Source organism: Paraburkholderia sp. TE9906, from assembly GCF_056279605.1.
Genome location: NZ_JBWCCT010000002.1, coordinates 182527 through 201401 on the forward strand (window position 1 = coordinate 182527; position 18875 = coordinate 201401).

Annotated in this window: 14 protein-coding genes; 12 read left to right on the forward strand and 2 right to left on the reverse strand. The window is 64.6% G+C overall.

Features of this window, described 5'->3' with window-relative positions:
• The first annotated feature begins 6 nt into the window (after positions 1–6).
• The 8 genes from nudB (at position 7) to ACZ9H4_RS04810 (ending at position 11452) form a co-directional block, all read left to right on the forward strand.
• On the forward strand, positions 7–510 hold the full coding sequence (gene nudB / locus ACZ9H4_RS04775; RefSeq protein ID WP_476118354.1) for a dihydroneopterin triphosphate diphosphatase: 504 nt from the start codon (positions 7–9) through the stop codon (positions 508–510).
• Positions 507–1760 carry a cardiolipin synthase ClsB gene (clsB, locus tag ACZ9H4_RS04780; RefSeq protein ID WP_476118355.1) on the forward strand — a complete coding sequence of 418 codons (1254 nt, stop codon included), beginning with the start codon at positions 507–509 and terminating at the stop codon, positions 1758–1760. The genes nudB and clsB overlap by 4 nt, the downstream gene beginning before the upstream one ends.
• 411 nt (positions 1761–2171) lie before the next feature.
• Positions 2172–3734: a tetratricopeptide repeat protein gene (locus tag ACZ9H4_RS04785; protein ID WP_476118356.1), complete on the forward strand. Its 1563-nt coding sequence runs from the start codon at positions 2172–2174 to the stop codon at positions 3732–3734.
• A 403-nt stretch (positions 3735–4137) separates the two neighbouring features.
• A complete protein-coding gene (locus ACZ9H4_RS04790; RefSeq protein WP_408143275.1) occupies positions 4138–4737 on the forward strand; it encodes a TetR/AcrR family transcriptional regulator in 600 nt (199 codons plus the stop codon).
• 98 nt (positions 4738–4835) lie between these two features.
• The gene (locus tag ACZ9H4_RS04795; protein WP_408143277.1) at positions 4836–6623 is read left to right on the forward strand and encodes an acyl-CoA dehydrogenase C-terminal domain-containing protein; all 1788 of its coding nucleotides are present in this window, start codon (positions 4836–4838) and stop codon (positions 6621–6623) included.
• A 139-nt stretch (positions 6624–6762) separates the two neighbouring features.
• A complete protein-coding gene (locus tag ACZ9H4_RS04800; protein ID WP_476118357.1) occupies positions 6763–9198 on the forward strand; it encodes a 3-hydroxyacyl-CoA dehydrogenase/enoyl-CoA hydratase family protein in 2436 nt (811 codons plus the stop codon).
• Between the two features lie 134 nt (positions 9199–9332).
• Positions 9333–10532 carry an acetyl-CoA C-acyltransferase gene (locus ACZ9H4_RS04805; protein ID WP_476118359.1) on the forward strand — a complete coding sequence of 400 codons (1200 nt, stop codon included), beginning with the start codon at positions 9333–9335 and terminating at the stop codon, positions 10530–10532.
• A 149-nt stretch (positions 10533–10681) separates the two neighbouring features.
• Positions 10682–11452, forward strand: a complete 771-nt coding sequence (locus tag ACZ9H4_RS04810) for an enoyl-CoA hydratase (RefSeq protein ID WP_476118360.1) — start codon at positions 10682–10684, stop codon at positions 11450–11452.
• A 96-nt stretch (positions 11453–11548) separates the two neighbouring features.
• Here ACZ9H4_RS04810 and fdhD read toward each other — a convergent pair whose 3' ends face one another.
• The gene (gene fdhD / locus ACZ9H4_RS04815; RefSeq protein ID WP_408143293.1) at positions 11549–12388 is read right to left on the reverse strand and encodes a formate dehydrogenase accessory sulfurtransferase FdhD; all 840 of its coding nucleotides are present in this window, start codon (positions 12386–12388) and stop codon (positions 11549–11551) included.
• Positions 12389–12544: 156 nt separating this feature from the next.
• Here fdhD and ACZ9H4_RS04820 point away from each other — a divergent pair, with 156 nt between their 5' ends.
• Positions 12545–13021: a nitrate reductase associated protein gene (locus ACZ9H4_RS04820; protein ID WP_408143295.1), complete on the forward strand. Its 477-nt coding sequence runs from the start codon at positions 12545–12547 to the stop codon at positions 13019–13021.
• 241 nt (positions 13022–13262) lie between these two features.
• Positions 13263–16373: a sensor domain-containing protein gene (locus ACZ9H4_RS04825; protein ID WP_476118361.1), complete on the forward strand. Its 3111-nt coding sequence runs from the start codon at positions 13263–13265 to the stop codon at positions 16371–16373.
• Between the two features lie 129 nt (positions 16374–16502).
• Here ACZ9H4_RS04825 and ACZ9H4_RS04830 read toward each other — a convergent pair whose 3' ends face one another.
• Positions 16503–17117: a glutathione S-transferase gene (locus ACZ9H4_RS04830; RefSeq protein WP_476118362.1), complete on the reverse strand. Its 615-nt coding sequence runs from the start codon at positions 17115–17117 to the stop codon at positions 16503–16505.
• Between the two features lie 158 nt (positions 17118–17275).
• Between ACZ9H4_RS04830 and ACZ9H4_RS04835 the strand changes: the two genes are divergently transcribed.
• The gene (locus ACZ9H4_RS04835) at positions 17276–18208 is read left to right on the forward strand and encodes a LysR substrate-binding domain-containing protein (protein ID WP_408328558.1); all 933 of its coding nucleotides are present in this window, start codon (positions 17276–17278) and stop codon (positions 18206–18208) included.
• A 205-nt stretch (positions 18209–18413) separates the two neighbouring features.
• Positions 18414–18755, forward strand: coding sequence for a DUF4148 domain-containing protein (locus tag ACZ9H4_RS04840; RefSeq protein WP_408328555.1), 342 nt, complete (start codon positions 18414–18416; stop codon positions 18753–18755).
• Positions 18756–18875 lie beyond the last annotated feature (120 nt).

Consider the following 18875-nt stretch of genomic DNA (forward strand, 5'->3'; position numbering starts at 1 on the left):
TACACCATGCCGAAACCGCCGAAAATTCCTCAATCCGTCCTCGTCATCATTCATACGCCCGCGCTCGACGTGCTGCTGATCGAGCGCGCCGATCATGCGGGGTTCTGGCAATCGGTGACGGGTTCCAAGGATCGGCTCGATGAACCGCTCGTCGAAACGGCGGTGCGCGAAGTGGCCGAGGAGACCGGCATCGTGATCGGCGGCGCGCAGGTGCCTGACAGCGCATTGTTCGACTGGCAGTATTCGATCGAATACGAGATCTACCCGGAGTTCCGCCATCGCTATGCCGAAGGCGTGATCCACAACACCGAGCACTGGTTCAGCGTGCAGGTGCCGGAGCAGCTCGAGGTGACGCTGGCGCCGCGCGAGCACACCGCGTTTCTGTGGCTGCCGCATGAAGAGGCGGCCTCGCGCTGCTTCTCGTCGTCGAATGCGGACGCCATTCTGCAGTTGCCAAGGCGGCTTGCCGCCCGCGCGGCAGGCGTCCCTGCCGCGGAGCGTGGCCGATGAGCGCAGGCGGCCGTTTCTCGCGGCTGCGGCACACGCTGCTTGGCCGGCGCTATTGGCAGCGTTATCGCTTCACCAGTGACAACGACGTCAGGCTGCTGCGCTCGGGCGACGATTTTTTCGACGCGCTGATCGAGCGTGTCGATGCCGCGCAGCGCGACGTCGTTCTGGAAACCTATATCTTCTGTGACGACGCCGCCGGCCAGGAAGTCAGCGCGGCGTTGCTGCGCGCGGCCTCGCGCGGCGTGAGAGTGCGCGTGATCACCGACGGCATCGGCACCGCGCGTCTGCCGATGTTCAACGAATGGACGCCGGCCGGCATCGATCATCGCATCTACAACCCGCATCTGTTCGGCCGGTTCGGCTTTTCGCGCACGCACCGCAAGCTCGCGGTCATCGACGATCAATTTGCGTATTGCGGCGGCATCAACATCGTCGACGACTACGAGAACAACGGCGAGACCCTGCCTTACCGGCGCTGGGACTTCGCGGTCGAGCTGCACGGACCGGTCGTCGCCGACGTCCGTCAGGCGTTCGAGCTGCAGTGGCGCCGGATTCAACTCGGGCATCGGCCGATCGAGGCCCTGGAACCGGACCTCGGCACGCACACGTCCGCGTCGCTCGGCAGTTTGCGGCGGCGCCGACGTCGCCGCAACGAGCAGTTGTGGGCAGGCGGGCAGCCGTGTGTGGCGTTCGTCGCGCGCGACAACCTGATCAACCGACGCGCGATCGAGAAGGCGTATCTGGCCGCAATCGGCCAGGCGCGGCACGAGATCCTGCTCGCCAATCCGTACTTCATGCCGGGGCGCAAGCTGCGGCGTGCGCTGGTGTTCGCCGCGCGCCGCGGCGTCGTGGTGAAGCTGATCATTGGGCGCAAGGAGTTCAAGGCGCTGGACTACGCCGTGCCGTTTCTTTATCACGCGTTGCTCAGGTCCGGCGTGCAGATCGCCGAGTACGAGAAGACGCTGCTGCACGGCAAGGTCGCGGTGGTCGATTCGAACTGGGGGACCGTGGGTTCGTCGAACCTCGATGCGCTGAGTTTGATGCTCAACAACGAAGCGAATGTGGTGCTGGTGAACGACGTGTCGACCCAGGCGCTGCGCGAGGCGATACTCGATGCGTTCAAGGATTCGCGCCGTATCGACAAGGCGCATTACGAATCGCGTCCGGTCGTCGAGCGGGCGCTCAACTGGCTGGCTTACACGAGCTATCGGGTGGCGATGAAGCTGTTGACGGTGGGTGGGTACGATTAGGCGGTAGCGGCGCAAGGGCCGGCTGCGGCGGGACAGGGCCCGGTCCGGCAGGCGCAAACGCGGATGGCGAATTCAAGCGTAAGCGGCGAAGCGCCGCCATTTCCGAACACGGCAATACACGGGGCGGCAATCTCGCACGCACTCCGCAAGGCCGACCGTCGCATCGCTCAGATGCAACCCCGTCGTGCCGTGCGCCACATCAATGCAAAGCACGGTGCATAACGCGTTTCAGAGCGCTCCTAAAGACTCCCTGCCGCTGCTCAAACATAATCTTCGTTCGATAGAGTCGAGCGGCCTCGTGTATGAGATGCACCGCTGACACTTTCCCTGATCAAGCGGTGTTTGCCGGTTCACCTGCGTCGTTTATAGCGACCGGCCCGTGCATCACGCGCGCTCGCTCGTTCGTCAATCATGTCTGTTCGCCAGCCAGCCGAATCCGTCGACACATCGAGCCTTCACGACGAGGCCATAGCCGCCTATCAGGCCGGCCGCTTCGATGCGGTGCGCACACTCGTCGATCGAATCCTCGGCGAGGACGGCGAGCATGTCGGCGCAATTCATTTGCAAGGACTGCTCGCACTTGCTCGCGGTGATACGCAAAGCGCGCAGCACTTGCTCGAACGCGCAATCCGGATTCGTCCCGAACCGATCCTGTACAACACGCTCTACGCGATCCGGCTCAAACTCGGCGACTATCCGGGCGCGCTCGAGAGCCTGCGGCAAGGGCTCGCGCTGCAGGCGGATTTCTCGGCGCTGCACTACAACCTCGCGTTGACGCTGCAACATCTCGAACGTCTCGAAGACGCCGCGCTCAGCTACCGGCGCACGCTCGAGATTGACCCTGAACACTCGGCCGCGCACAACAATCTGGGGCGCATCCATGCGGATCTCGGCGCGCTGGAAGAGGCCGAGCGGCACTACCGGCGCGCCCTCGAACTGGCGCCTGCGAACCTCGTCGCCCGCAACAATCTGGCGATCGTGCTGCTCGCCGCGGGTCGCTACGAAGAGGCGTGGCCGTATTTCGAAGACCGCTGGGTCAGCTTCAAACTGTCCGACGGACGACCCGCGCAGAAGCCTGTGCAAGTGGCTTTGCCGCGATGGTCCGGCGAGCGCCCATCGGCTGCGATTCAAATTCGACGTAACGGGCTGCAGTCCAATGAACACCTGCTCGTCCTCGACGAACAGGGCTATGGCGACAGTCTGCAGTTCGTACGCTACCTGCCGATGGCGCTCGAGCGTTTTTCCCAGGTGGGCTACGTGTGCCCGCCGCCGTTGCGCCGCCTGTACGAGCGGTCGTTGCGCGAGCGCTGGCCGGACCTCCAGCTGTTCGATGGCGTGCCTTCCGATCTGAGCCGCTGGGATTGCTACTGCCCACTGATGTCCCTGCCGATGGCGTTCGGCACACGGCTCGCTACGATCCCGAGCGCGCTGCCGTATCTGCATGCCGACGCCGCGCGCGCCGCCCATTGGCGCGCGCGCCTGGAAGCGCTGCCCGCCGCGCATTTGCCGCGTGTCGGCGTCGTGTGGGCGGGCGGCCATTCGGGCATTGCGGTGGACCGGCGGCGCAGCCTCGTGGTCGCGCAGATCGCGCCGCTGCTCGCGCTGAGGCAGGTGCGCTGGGTCAGTCTGCAAAAGACCGATGACCCCGCGAAGCTCGCCGACGCTGCCAGCAAGGCACGTCTGACCGACTGGACCGATGAACTCGCCGACTTTGCGGAGACCGCGGCGCTGATCGACAATCTCGATCTGGTGATTTCCGTCGACACCTCGGTCGCGCATCTTGCCGCCGCGATGGGCAAGCCGGTCTGGTTGCTGAACCGATTCGCGGGCTGCTGGCGCTGGCTACGCGGCCGCGACGACAGTCCGTGGTATCCCGGCTTGCGTCTTTTCACGCAGACGCAGCGCGGCGATTGGGACGAAGTGCTGACGCGGGTCGCCATTGCGTTGCAGCAGAGATTCCCATTGGACGAATGACGGCTTCCGCGCGAGCATGTCCGCATCGGCGCGGCGCTCCCGCCGTCGGGCTATTCTGATCGGCGCCAGACACACCGCCATTCCTCCAACCACCGCGCCCGTTGCGCAGCGACAACCGCCACCCGCCCCACACCCATCAAACCCTCCTGGATTCGCGCCGATCTGCGGCATCATGTCGGCCGGCTGCGACAATCACGGAGACGCAAGCATTCTGCATGGCAATACCTGTCTCAAGGCAAACGCCTCTAAAAAATCTGATTCCTCTGATGGACGGATGTCGCAGAATTGAAACCAGGTTAGAAACCGGTTTCTAATAAAGTCCTTGTTTCGCGGACGGCGGCACTCAATAATAGTACGGCCGTTCGATTTTCTTTCGGTCACATTAGAACGGTAAAAAACAGCTATGCGAAAAGGCGAACAAACGCGCGTCGCAATTCTCGACGCAGCACTCGATCTGGCAAGCCGCGACGGACTGGAAGGTCTGACGATCGGCCTGCTGGCTGAGCGCATGCAGATGAGCAAAAGCGGAGTGTTCGCGCATTTCGGGTCGCGCGAGGATTTGCAGGTCGAAGTCGTGCGCGAATATCACCATCGTTTCGAAGACGAGGTGTTTTTCCCGAGCTTGCGCGAGCCTCGCGGCTTGCCGCGCTTGCGCGCGATGATTTCCCGCTGGATCGAGAAGCGCATTCAGGAAGTCACCACCGGGTGCATCTACATCAGCGGCGCCGTCGAATACGACGACCGCGCGGACAACCCGGTGCGCGAGCAACTGGTGTCGAGCGTGACGATCTGGCGTGCGGCGCTTACCCGCGCGATTTCGCAGGCAATGGAAGAAGGGCATCTGCGCGCCGACACCGATCCGCAGCTGATGCTTTTCGAACTGTACAGCTTCACGCTCGGCCTGCATCACGATGCGCGCTTCCTGCACCTGCCGGATGCGGTGCCTCTCACGTGGGCCGCGCTGGAAAAATTGATTGTTTCGTATCAAAGCGAAAGCCGTTAGCAACGTCGTCGGGTACCAACCGGATTCAGCGGCGCAGAAGGTTCCGGTCCACGGACTCAGCTAACGGCCTGGCTTCTTGTCAAACTTTGGAGAGAGTCATGGGACAGTACGCCGCGCCGCTGCGCGACATGCAATTCGTGTTGCACGAACTGCTCAACGTGGAAGCCGAGATCAAGCAGATGCCGAAGCACGCGGATCTCGATGCCGACACGATCAACGCCGTGCTCGAAGAGGCCGGCAAGTTCTGCTCCGAAGTGCTGTTCCCGCTCAACCATAGCGGCGATCAGGAAGGCTGCACGTATGCCGGCGACGGCGTCGTGACCACGCCGAAGGGTTTCAAGGAAGCCTATCAACAGTATGTCGAGGCCGGCTGGCCGGCACTGGGCTGTGATCCGGAATACGGCGGGCAGGGGCTGCCCGCATTCGTCAACAACGCGCTCTACGAAATGCTGAACTCGGCGAATCAGGCGTGGACGATGTATCCAGGTCTCTCGCACGGCGCGTACGAATGCCTGCACGCGCACGGCACGCCCGAGTTGCAGCAGCGTTATCTGCCGAAGCTGGTTGCCGGCGTGTGGACCGGCACGATGTGTCTGACCGAACCGCATTGCGGCACCGACCTCGGCATCCTGCGCACCAAGGCCGAGCCGAATAGCGACGGCTCGTACGCGATCAGCGGCACGAAGATCTTCATTTCCAGCGGCGAACACGATCTCGCGGAAAACATCGTTCACCTTGTGCTCGCGCGTCTGCCGGATGCGCCGAAGGGCACCAAGGGCATATCGCTCTTCATCGTGCCGAAGTTCGTGCCGAACGAAGCGGGCGAGCCCGGCGAGCGCAACGGCGTGAAGTGCGGTTCGATCGAGCACAAGATGGGCATTCACGGCAATGCGACCTGCGTGATCAATCTCGACAACGCGAAGGGCTGGCTCGTCGGCGAGCCGAACAAGGGTCTCAACGCGATGTTCGTGATGATGAACGCCGCGCGCCTGGGCGTCGGCATGCAGAGCCTCGGCTTGACCGAAATCGCCTATCAGAACTCGCTCACGTACGCGAAAGAGCGTCTGCAGATGCGTTCGCTGACCGGCCCGAAGGCGCCTGAAAAAGCGGCGGACCCGATTATCGTGCACCCGGACGTGCGCCGCATGCTGCTCACGCAGAAGGCCTACGCCGAAGGCGCGCGTGCGTTCTCGTACTGGTCCGCGCTGCATATCGACAAGGAACTGTCGCACGGCGACGAAGCGGTGCGCAAGGAAGCAGCCGACCTCGTCGCGTTGCTCACGCCGATCCTGAAGGCGTTCCTGTCGGACAACGCGTTCGAAGGCACCAATCACGCCATGCAGATCTACGGCGGCCACGGCTTCATCGCCGAGTGGGGCATGGAGCAGTACGTGCGCGACGCGCGCATCAACATGATCTACGAAGGCACCAATGCGATTCAGGCGCTCGACCTGCTGGGCCGCAAGATTCTCGGCGACATGGGCGCGAAGATGAAGAAGTTCGGCAAGCTGGTCACGGAGTTCGTCGAAGCCGAAGGCATCAAGCCGGAGATGCAGGAGTTCGTGAACCCGCTTGCCGACATCGGCGACAAGGTGCAGAAGCTGACGATGGAAATCGGCATGAAGGCGATGCAAAACCCGGACGAAGTCGGCGCCGCAGCCGTGCCGTATCTGCGCACCGTCGGCCATCTGGTGTTCTCGTACTTCTGGGCGCGCATGGCGCGTATCGCACTCGACAAGGAAGCGTCGGGCGATCCGTTCTACAAGGCGAAGCTCGCCACCGCGCGCTTTTACTTCGCGAAGCTGCTGCCGGAAACGGCGATGACGATCCGTCAGGCGCGCGCCGGTTCGAAGTCGCTGATGGACGTCGAAGAAGCGCTGTTCTAAGCCCGACGCAAACACACATCGAGGTACAGGCGCCGCGCGTATCGAAACCGCGGCGCCTGATTCCCGCCTGGCTCAAGCCATACATCGCGAAGCATCCTCGACGCTTCGCGACATCCGCACAACTCTCCGGAGGAACGACGTGAGCAATCTGATCATTCGCAAGGTAGCCGTGCTCGGCGCCGGCGTGATGGGCGCGCAGATCGCAGCGCACCTGATCAACGCCAAGGTGCCTGTGCTTCTTTTTGATCTGCCGGCCAGGGAAGGCCCGAAGAACGCGATCGCGCTGAAGGCGATCGAGAATCTGAAGAAGCTGTCGCCGGCGCCGTTCGGCGTGAAGGACGACGCGCAGTACATCCAGCCCGCCAATTACGACGACGACATCGCCAAGCTCGCCGAATGCGACGTCGTGATCGAAGCGATCGCCGAACGCATGGACTGGAAGCACGACCTGTACAAGAAGGTCGCGCCGCACATCGGGCCGAACGCGATCTTCGCGACCAACACGTCGGGTCTGTCGATCACGGCTTTGTCGGAAGGCTTCCCGGCTGAACTGAAAGCGCGCTTCTGTGGCGTGCACTTCTTCAATCCGCCGCGCTACATGCATCTGGTCGAACTGATCCCGACCGCGACGACGCGTCCGGAAATTCTCGACCAACTCGAAACGTTCCTGACGAGCGTGGTCGGCAAGGGCGTCGTGCGCGCGAAAGACACGCCGAACTTCATCGCCAACCGCGTCGGCATTTTCTCGATCCTCGCCGTCATCACGGAAGCCGCGAAGTTCGGCCTGCGTTTCGACGAAGTGGACGACCTGACCGGCGCGCGTCTGGGCCGCGCGAAGTCGGCCACGTTCCGCACCGCCGACGTGGTCGGACTCGACACGATGGCGCACGTCATCAAGACGATGCAGGACACGCTGAAGGACGACCCGTTCTTCCCGGTCTACGAAACGCCGGCCGTGCTGGCCGAACTGGTGAAGAAGGGCGCGCTGGGTCAGAAGACGGGCGGCGGCTTCTACAGGAAGGAAGGCAAGGCGATCAAGGTGCTCGACCCGAAGACGGGCGAGTACGTCGACGGCGGCGCGAAGGCGGACGAACTGGTCGGCCGCATCCTGAAGCGCCCAGCGGCGGAGCGTCTGAAGCTGCTGCGCGAATCGGAGCATCCGCAGGCGCAGTTCCTGTGGGCGATTTTCCGCGACGTGTATCACTACATCGGCGTGCATCTGGAGTCGATCGCCGACAACGCGCGCGACGTCGATCTGGCCATCCGCTGGGGCTTCGGCTGGAACGAAGGCCCGTTCGAAGGCTGGCAGACGGCCGGCTGGAAGCAGGTCGCCGAGTGGGTGCAGGAAGACATCGCGGCGGGCAAGGCGCTGTCGAACGTGCCGCTGCCGTCGTGGGTGCTGGAAGGCGTGGTCGCGGAGAAGGGCGGCGTGCATACGAACGAAGGGTCGTGGTCGCCGGCTTCGAAGACCTTTGTGCCGCGCTCGTCGCTGTCCGTGTATGACAGGCAGGTGTTCCGTGCACCGCTGGTCGGCGACACGACGGCCGATCCGAAGACCTACGGCAAGACGCTGTTCGAAACCGATGCCGTGCGCGCATGGGTCGACGATCGCGCGGGCGAGAACGATGTGTTGATCGTGTCGTTCAAGAGCAAGATGAACACGATTGGACCGTCGGTAATCGACGGTCTGACGCAGGCGATCGAACTGGCGGAAAAGGACTACAAGGGCCTCGTGGTGTGGCAGCCCACGTCGCTGAAGCTCGGCACGCCGGGCGGCCCGTTCTCGGCGGGCGCCAACCTCGAAGAGGCGCTGCCCGCGTTCATGATGGGCGGCGCGAAGGGCATCGAGCCGTTCGTGCAGAAGTTCCAGCAAGGCATGCTGCGCGTGAAGTATGCAAGCGTGCCGGTGATCTCGGCGGTGTCGGGCATCGCGCTCGGCGGCGGGTGTGAGCTGGCGCTGCACAGCGCGAAGCGGGTTGCGCACATCGAAAGCTATATGGGTCTCGTGGAAGTCGGCGTGGGTCTCGTGCCGGCGGGCGGCGGCCTGAAAGAAGCGGCGCTGCGCGCGGCGGAAGCTGCTACCCAGGTCGGCGCGACCACCGATCTGCTGAAGTTTGTGCAGAAGTCGTTCGAGAACGCGGCGATGGCGAAGGTCTCGGCGTCCGCGCTCGATGCCCGCACGATGGGTTATCTGAAGCCGTCCGATACGATCGTCTTCAACGTGTTCGAGTTGCTCGACGTCGCGAAGAAGGAAGCGCGCGCGCTGGCGGCGGCGGGTTATCGTCCGCCGCTGCGGGTGACGCAGGTGCCGGTCGCGGGCCGCTCGGCGATCTCGACCATCAAGGCATCGCTCGTCAACATGCGCGATGGGCGCTTTATCAGCGAGCATGATTTCCTGATCGCCAGCCGCATCGCGGAAGCGGTGTGTGGCGGCGACGTGGAAGCGGGCAGTCTCGTCGATGAAGAATGGCTGCTGCAACTCGAGCGTCGTGCGTTCGTCGATCTGCTCGGCACCCAGAAGACGCAGGAGCGGATCATGGGCATGCTGCAGACCGGTAAGCCGGTGCGCAACTGAAGCGACGAGCAATCGCATACATATGCATGGGGCCAGCGTAAGCGCTAAAGCGCTAACGCTGGCCGACCGCAACGGGTTGCATGGGGCGGGAGTAAGCGCTAAAGCGCTAACTCCCGCCGACAAAGGAGTCTCAAATGGCAAAGCAATTGCAAGACGCATACATCGTCGCAGCGAGCCGTACGCCGATCGGCAAGGCGCCGCGCGGGATGTTCAGGAACACGCGCCCCGACGAACTGCTGGTGCACGCGATCAAATCGGCCGTGGCGCAAGTGCCCGGTCTCGACACCAAGGTGATCGAAGACGCGATCATCGGCTGCGCGATTCCCGAAGCCGAACAGGGGCTGAACGTCGCGCGCATCGGCGCGCTGCTGGCCGGCCTGCCGAACACGGTCGGCGGCGTCACGGTGAACCGCTTCTGCGCGTCGGGCCTGACCGCGCTGGCGATGGCCGCCGATCGCATCCGCGTCGGTGAATCGGATGCGATGATCGCGGGCGGCTGTGAATCGATGAGCATGGTGCCGATGATGGGCAACAAGCCCTCGCTCTCGCCGCATATTTTCGATCGCAACGAAGACATCGGCATCGCATACGGCATGGGCCTGACCGCGGAGAAGGTCGCCGAGCGCTGGAAGATCAGCCGCGAAGCGCAGGACGCCTTCTCGGTCGAATCGCACCGCCGCGCGATCGCCGCACAACAGGCCGGCGAGTTCAACGACGAAATCGCCGCCTACACGATCACCGAACGCTTCCCCGATCTCGCGACCGGCGAAGTGCGTGTACAGACGCGCGAAGTGTCGCTCGACGAAGGTCCGCGCGCGGAAACGTCGCTCGAAGGTCTGGCGAAGCTGCGCGCCGTGTTCGCGAACAAGGGTTCGGTGACGGCGGGCAACAGCTCGCAGACGTCGGATGGCGCGGGCGCGTTGATCGTCGTGTCGGAGAAGATGCTCAAGCAGTTCAACCTGACGCCGCTCGCGCGCTTCGTGAGCTTCGCGGTGCGCGGCGTGCCGCCGGAAATCATGGGCATCGGTCCGAAGGAAGCGATTCCGGCCGCGCTGAAGGCCGCGGGCCTGAAGCAGGACGACCTCGACTGGATCGAACTGAACGAAGCGTTCGCCGCGCAATCGCTGGCGGTGATTCAGGACCTCGGGCTGGACCCGTCGAAGATCAACCCGCTCGGCGGTGCGATCGCCCTCGGCCATCCGCTCGGCGCGACGGGCGCGATTCGTGCGTCGACGGTGGTGCACGGCCTGCGCCGCCGCAACTACAAGTACGGCATGGTGACGATGTGCGTCGGCACCGGCATGGGCGCGGCGGGCATCATCGAGCGCCTGTAACCGGGTGAGCGCGTGTACGCCCCGGTCCGCGCGGTCATCGGCGAGATGACGGCCGCGCTTGTCCGTTAAGAACCGCAGAACGGTTCGCAGGCCGCCTGGCTTGCGAACCGTTTTTACATTCTCAGCAACAGTACGAGGAGAGGAAGGAGATGACGATGGATATCCTGGTCGAGCGCGCCGACGGCGTGCTGACGATTGCCTTCAACCGGCCCGGCAAGAAGAACGCGATTACGGCCGCGATGTATCAGACGATGGCCGACGCGATGGTTCAAGCGCACGGCGACACGTCCGTGCGCGCGATCCTGATTCGCGGCAGCGCCGACATTTTCAGTGGCGGCAACGATCTCGAAGATTTCATGAAGACGCCGCCGATGGGCGAAAACGCGCCGGTGTTCCAGTTCCTGCGCGCGATCAGCTCGGCGGAAAAGCCGGTGGTGGCGTCGGTGGCAGGGCCGGCGGTGGGCATCGGCACGACCTTGCTGCTGCATTGCGACCTCGTCTACGCGGCCGACACGGCGAGCTTCTCGCTGCCGTTCACACAGCTCGGCCTGTGTCCGGAAGCGGCGTCGAGCCTATTGTTGCAGCGCGTGGGCGGCTATCAGGCGGCGGCGGAAAAGCTGCTGCTCGGTGAAGCGTTCGACGCCGCCGAAGCGCAGCGCATGGGCTTCGTGAATCGCGTGCTGCCGGCCGCTGAAGTCGATGCGTTCGCTGCCGGGCAGGCCGCGAAGCTGGCCGCGTTGCCGGCGTCGTCGCTGCGCGTGACGAAGAGTTTGATGAAGCGCGCGAGCCGACAGGAACTGCAAACGCAGATGTCGGAAGAAGCCTTGCACTTCGGCAAGATGCTGCTCGCGCCGGAAGCGCGCGAGGCGTTCCAGGCGTTTTTCGAGAAGCGCAAGCCGGATTTCCGGCAGTTCGATTGATGCGGGATGCCTGAGCGCTGGGGGATTTGGCGCTCGGGCACTCGGGTGCTCACACGCCCAGGCCCTCAAATTCCCCCCACCCGCACCCATCAGCCCTCAAACCTGCGCCGGTTGCCACGTGTCGTAATCGACGTAGCTGCCTTCGCGGCAGAAACTGACCAGCCGCACGCCCGCCTTGCGGGCAATCGCAATCGCCAGCGACGACGGCGCGGAGATCGTCGCGAGCATCGGCACATCGACGCGCGCGGCCTTGCGCACCAGTTCGTAGCTCGCGCGGCTCGACAGAAACACGAAGCCGTCGCGGGTGTCCGCGCGATCGAGCACGAGCTGGCCAATCAGCTTGTCGAGCGCGTTGTGGCGGCCGACGTCCTCGAACGCGTAGCGGATCGCGCCCGCCGCGTCGCACCATGCGGCCGCGTGCAGGCCGCCGGTCAAGCGCGTGAGCGCCTGATGTCCGGGCAGTTCGCGGGCCGCGCGGGCGATCGCGTCCGGCGCGAGCCGTTGCAGAAAGCCGGTGTCGGGCACCCGCTCCGGTTTCAGATCGAGGAGATCGATGCTTTCGATGCCGCAGACCCCGCAGCCGGTGCGCCCGGCGAGCGCGCGGCGCTTCTCCTTCAGCGCGACGAACGCCTGCTGGACGACCTGCAATTGCACTTCGGCATGCGGCAATTCATCGTCGTCATGCAGTTCGACCTCGATGTCCTGAATATCGCTGCCGCGCTCGACGATGCCTTCCGAAATCGCAAAGCCGACCGCGAATGCTTCGAGATCGCGCGGCGTACACATCATCACCGCGTGTGAAATGCCGTTGAAGACGAGCGCGACCGGCCATTCCTGACCGACGTGATCGGTGACGGTTTCGACCGCCGCGCCGCGATGCCGGTGCACCTGGCGCTCCACTGCGCCCGGCTGTCCGGCTGTTTCCTGTTCGTTCAATGCTCGACTCCTGTGCGATGCTGCGCGCGCGTAGCGGTCCCCAAGGTTGCCCTGCGCCGCCGGGCGGCTCCTGGCCATGCCGCCGTTGCGCGAATAAGGTTCTAAAATACCTCAAGCTGCGCTTGCACGCTGTGCGCCATCAGGAGGAGCCTTGTTATGGGACTCAACGAAGCACCGCTTCTGTTCAACTTCGAAGTCGCGTCTTCGGAGAATTTCACCTACATCCCGATGTCGGTGCGCTTCAATCTCGACCGTTTCGGGCTGCGCATCACGCTGGCGCAGTGGCAGTTGCTGCCGCTCGAAGACCGCAAGCTGCTGGCGCGTTTCCCGGTCGAGGACGACGCGGAAATCGAACCGAATTTCGATCACGCGTTGTTCGAGATGCTGCGCACGCACGCGAACGTCGAGCCGGAGTGGTTCACGCCCGACGAGTCGCCCGCGTGGCGCCACACGGACAGCGTACCGGATGGCGTCACGCTTCAGGCCGGGCTGGCCGGCCTCGTCGCGCCGAGCGCGGCCCGCTGGGCCGAACTCGATCCATTCAAGCGCTACGTGCTCGCCAAGCTGTCGCGCAAGCCTGAGGCCAATCACGACTTCGTCCCGGCGATGAAGGAATTCGGCGCGGCGGGGTAGCCGCGCCGAGGCGCGGGTAGCGGGCGCAGCCACCCACGCACGATCCGACAAGCGCGATCTGCCATGCGCTTTCCATCATTGCGCCCCCATCCCCATTTTTTTTCATTCCCCACCCTCAACCCCTTTCCGATAGTTGCCGTTATCCATGGGTTGGCGCGTAAAAAGACTCGCATCGATGCAGCCCGACGCACCGAGAACGATCGCGCGCTCCCGCCCTCGGAACGATTGACGTTCGGAATCCATGACTCTTTTCTTATCGAAGCGGCTGCTGATCAACATAGCGGTGGTCGTCGCCGCGGTCGGTGCGAACGCGTTCGTCGCCTACACGCAGATCGTCGGCCAGCGCGACGCCGACGTGCGCATGCTGCGCTCGACGAGCGTGCGCCAGAACCTCGACGCGTATCACACGGCGCTCGACAGCGCACTGGCCGCACTAGGCCGCTTCGAGGCATCGGGCGAACCCGCGCCGGTCAACGCGGCCGCCGCGATGACCACGACGCTCGCCGGTCTGGAGCACGAGCTGCGTCAGGAACTGGCCGGCGATCCGCCGATGCTCGACGCGCTGGCGAGGCTGAACGCGGACAGCCACGCGTTGCAGCACGACATCGACGACGCGCTGTTGAAAAGCGCCAGCGCCCAGCCGGATGCGTCGCGCGCGTGGGCTGCGTCGACCTATACCCGCCTCGGGCTCGGACTCGATCGCGTGGAAGCCGCGCTGGCCGCGCTGCGCAGCGAGGAAAACCGCGCGTTGCAGAAGGCGCTCGCGGTCTCGGCGAGCGAAACCCAACGCGCGATGTTTCTGCTGATCGTGACGATGCTAGCCGGCAGCGTGCCCCTCATCTTCACGTTCGGCGCCCGCGAAAACACCGCGCGTAAAAAACTGCGCAGCGTGCGCGCGCTCGGGCGCCACGACGAACGCTTTCGCGGCCTGTTCGACGACCATCCGGTGCCGATGTACATCTTCGATCGCGAGACGATGCGCTTTCTCGCCGTCAACGCGGCCGCGATCCAGCAATACGGCTACACCGAAAGCGAATTTCTCGGCATGACGATTCGCGCGATCCGCACCCATACCGAGATCGCGCGACTCGAATCGCACCTGCAACGCCAGGACGCGGTTCCGCACGGCCGCACGATGGCGGGCATCTGGCATCACCGGCGCAAGGACGGCTCGATCATCAGCGTCGATATTTCATATCACGCGCTGAACTTCATGGGCCGCGCGTCGCTCTTCGTGCTCGCCGACGACGTCACCGACCAGATCAACGCCGAAGCCGAGGCGCAGCGTTCGAACCAGATGCTCGAAGCGGTGATCGACAACATTCCGCAGCGCATCTTCTGGAAGGACCTCGGGTCGCGCTATCTCGGCTGCAATATGGCGTTCGCGCGCGACGCCGGGCTCGCCTATCCCGAGCAGGTGGTGGGCAAGAGCGACGCCGATATGCCGTGGCGCGCGTTCGCCGATCTGCTGGGCGACCACGACCAGGAGGTGGTGAGCACCGGCGTGCCGAAGATGAACTTCGAGGTCGATCTGGTGATCGACGGCGTGCACCGCACCACCGTCACGAGCAAGCTGCCGTTCACCGACGGCGAGGGCCGCGTGATCGGCGTGCTCGGTTCCTATACGGACATCACCGAGCGCAAGCGCGCCGATCTCGCGTTGCGTCTGCAAAGCCGCGCGCTCGACGCGAGCGTCAACGCGATTCTGATCACGGCGCCGTCGCCCACCGGCAATCTGATCGAATACGTGAACCCGGCGTTCATGCGCATCACCGGCTACGATCCCGCCGAGGTGATCGGCCACGATTGCCGCGTGCTGCAACGCGACGACCGCGACCAGGAAGGTGTGGCGCTGATCCGTCAGGCGCTCGCGGCGAACCGCGAGGTCAGCGCGGTGCTGCGCAACTATCGCAAAGACGGCGCGCTGTTCTGGAATCAGCTGTTCATCGCGCCCGTGCCGAATGCGGAAGGCGTGATCACCCATCACATCGGCGTGATCAACGACGTGACCGACCTGATCCGCTATCAGGAACAGCTCGAATACCAGGCCAACTACGACAGCCTCACGCGCCTGCCGAACCGCAACCTGCTGCGCGATCGGCTCGAACATGCGCTGGTCGTCGCGCGTCGGCATCACAACGGCGTCGCGGTCGTGTTCCTCGATCTCGACGGGTTCAAGAACGTCAACGACACGCTCGGCCATAGCGTCGGCGACCGGCTGCTGCGCGTGGTCGCCGAGCGCCTCGCGCGCTGCTCGCGCACCAGCGACACGGTCGCGCGGCACGGCGGCGACGAGTTCGTGATCGTGATGACCGACACCGTCGACGAACAGTCGCTGATCGCGTGGATGGAGCGCGTGCGCTCGTCGATCTCCGAGCCGGTATGGCTCGACGGCACCGAGCTGTACGTGGGTTGCAGCATGGGCGCGAGCCTGTTTCCGCAAGACGGCGACGACGCCGAATCGCTGATGCAAAAGGCCGACCTCGCGATGTATCGCGCGAAGGACATGGGCCGCAATACGTTCCAGTTCTATCAGCCGGAGATGAACGCGAGCGCGGGCGCGCGTCTGAATCTCGAACGGCGTTTGCGCCGGGCGTTGCGCGACGATGAATTCCTGCTGCACTACCAGCCGCAGGTGGATATCGGCAGCGGGCAGATTGTCGGCATCGAGGCGCTGGTGCGCTGGCACGATCCGGAAGACGGCCTGGTGCTGCCCTCGGCGTTCATTCCGTTGGCGGAGGAGAGCGGTCTGATCGGGCCGCTGTCCGAATGGGTGCTGCGTGAAGCGTGCCGCCAGAACAAGGCCTGGCAGGACGAGGGCCTGCCGCCGACGCGGGTGTCGGTGAATCTGTCGGCGCGTGTGTTCCAGCAGCGCGATATCGCGAAGCTGGTCACGCAGGTGCTGACCGAGACCGGTCTGGAGCCGCGCTACCTCGAACTGGAGCTGACCGAAAGCACCATCATGCGTAACGCCGAAGAAGCGGTGTCGATGCTCAACGAGCTGCACGCGCTCGGCATCGGCCTCGCGATCGACGACTTCGGCACCGGCTATTCGAGCCTCAGCTATCTGAAACGCTTCCCGGTGGACCGGCTGAAGATCGACCGCTCGTTCGTCTCGGACATCGGCGTGTCGGGCGACGACGAGACGATCACCTCGGCGATCATCGCGCTGGCGCACTCGTTGAAGCTGCATGTGATCGCGGAAGGCGTGGAAACGTCGGCGCAACTCGACTTCCTCAAAGAGCGCGCGTGCGACGAGATGCAGGGGTTCTACTTCGCGAGGCCGTTGTCGACGGATGCGATTTCCGAGTTGCTGCAAGGAGGCGTGGGGCGGGAGTTGGAGCCGGCTTGATTGGCCGTGGGGAGCCGGGCGCGGCAGCGCGCGGCAATCGTGCTGCCGCGCGCCACAAGGAACAGCGGGCCGGGTGATCCCGGCACGCCCCACCCTCGATGACGGCGTGCGCTTCCCGCACCGCCGGCGTCACACCGCCGGCGTATCCACGAAAACCGGCAAGTCCTCCGCCAGCGTCGAAAACGCCTGCAGGCGCGGGTACGCGGCTTTATCGACGATTTCCGGCAGCATCATCTGCGTGAAATGCCAGCTCACCGCCACGGTGACGTCCGCCGCGTCGAACTGGTCCTGCTCGACCGGCAGCGCGGCTGCCGCCACCTCGCGTTCGAGTTCGGCGTAAGCGGCGAGCAGTTGCGCGCGCACGCGCTCGAGCCAGGGCTCGTGCTGCTTCTCCACCGGCCGCAGATTCCGCTCGTAGACGATCTGGATGCTCTTCTCGCACGCCGCGAGCGCGAGCCCGGTGAGACGGGCGGCGCGCAAAGCGTCGTCCGGCACAGTGGGGAAGAGCCGCTGCCCGGGGCCGGCCAGCGTCGCCAGGTACTGCAGAATCACCGATGAATCCATCACCGTGCTGCCGTTGTCGGCGATCAGCGTCGGCGCCTTGACGACCGGGTTGATCTGCGCGAACTGGTCGTATGTGCTAAACACCGAGATCGACGCGTGTTCGAAGTCGAGCTTCAGCAATTTGAGGCAGATGGCGACCCGGCGTACGTAGGGCGAGTCGAGCATTCCGATCAGTTTCATGTGTTTCCCGTTAGAAGTTCTATCATTGCGCGCCTGAGCGGACCGCGGCGCGGCGCCTCTCGTCAGTGCGATGCGTGGCGCCTCAAGCCGATAGATTAAGCATCTCCGCACGGCAAAAAAAGCGACAATTACCGACGATCTACGTCAGAATTTCTAACATGAAGCCCATCCCGCCGCTTACCGCGCTGCGCTGTTTCGAAGCCGTCGCCCGTCTGGGCGGCGTCACCCAGGCCGCGCGCGAACTGCACGTGACGCACTCGGCGGTGAGCCAGCAGATCAGGGTGCTGGAAGATGCGATGGGCGTCGCGCTGTTCATCCGCGAGGCGCGCGGTTTGCGCCTCACCGACGAAGGGCGCCTGTATGCGCTGGACATTCGCGCCGCGCTGCGCGACATCACGCAGGCTACGCGCCGCGCGCAGGCGCGCCCGCACGAGAGCGAACTGGTGATCTCGACCCTGCCGTCGTTCGCGCAGCACTGGCTCGTGCCGCGGCTCGCGAGCTTTCGCGAAGCGCATCCGTACTATCGGGTGCGCCTGTTGACCAGTCTGCAGGTCGAGGATTTTCGCCAGAGCGCGGCCGACATCGGCATCCGCATGGGACAAGGCCATTGGCCCGACGTCGCGCAACAAAAGCTGTTCGACGACGACATGGTGGTCGTCGCCGCGCCTCATTTCGCCCTCGCGCCGGGCGGCCGCTTTCCGGTCAGCGCCGAGGACGTGGTCGCCTGCCCGCTGATCGCCAGCCCCGATGCCCCGTGGGCCGACTGGTGCCACGCGGCGCAGGTGGCGCCGCCGCCGCCCGAAGCCGTGGTCCTGTCGGCGAACGATTCGAACATCGCGATCGGCGCGGTGCTGCTGGGCCAGGGCATCGCGCTCGAGCGGCGCAGTCTGGTCGCGCACGCGTTGGCACAAGGTGCGCTGGTGCAGATCACCACGATTCGCGTCCCGTACCGCTATCCGTACTGGCTGGTGTGGCAGCAGCGCGAAATTCCCAACGCCCGCCAGGCGCATTTCGCGCAGTGGATCGAAGCGCAGGTCGATGCCTATTTGCGCGGCGACGGCGCGTCCGCGGTGTCCAGCCGGGCGGCCTAGCCGCTGCCTGCACGGGCCAAAGCGATTTGCGCATGAATTACAGTCGGATATATTCACGACTCCCATCCGGGACCTTGCCGGGCATGACGAAGCACCGAAGAAGCACCGATTCACGCAGCGCTTCGCCCGATCGTCGTTCCCGCTGCTCGTATCGCGTGCCGGGCGTTGTGCTGCCGACTATCCGCCAATCCGACTGGAGAAAACAATGTCGTCTTCACCTGCAAAGAAACTGGCTGTGTTGTTGGCATCGGTTGTACTGAGCGTGGCGGCTGCCGCGCCGGCGTTCGCGCAAAGCGGCGGCGGGGGCGGCGGAGGAGGACCGGCGGGCGAGGGCTCGGATGCGGCCAAGGCGACGACCGGCACCAAGCCGCACACGACGAAGGCGGAGCGCAAGGCCGCGCGCAAAGAAGCGCGTGCGAAGAAGAACGCGGAGTTGAAACAATTGGAGGCGCACGGCTATCAGCCGTCGCGCAACGATCCGAACTATCCGAACGACATCCAGAACGCGCAGAAGAAAGCGGGCATTGGCGCGGCGGCGAGCCAGTAAGCGGGCAAGCCGTAGCGGAGCCGGACCGGGTTCGCCCGGTCCCGAGCGTGCCGCTGCACCTGCAACTTCACGGTATGAAACGAAACGAGGCGCCAAGGCGCCTCGTTCCGTTTGTGCTTG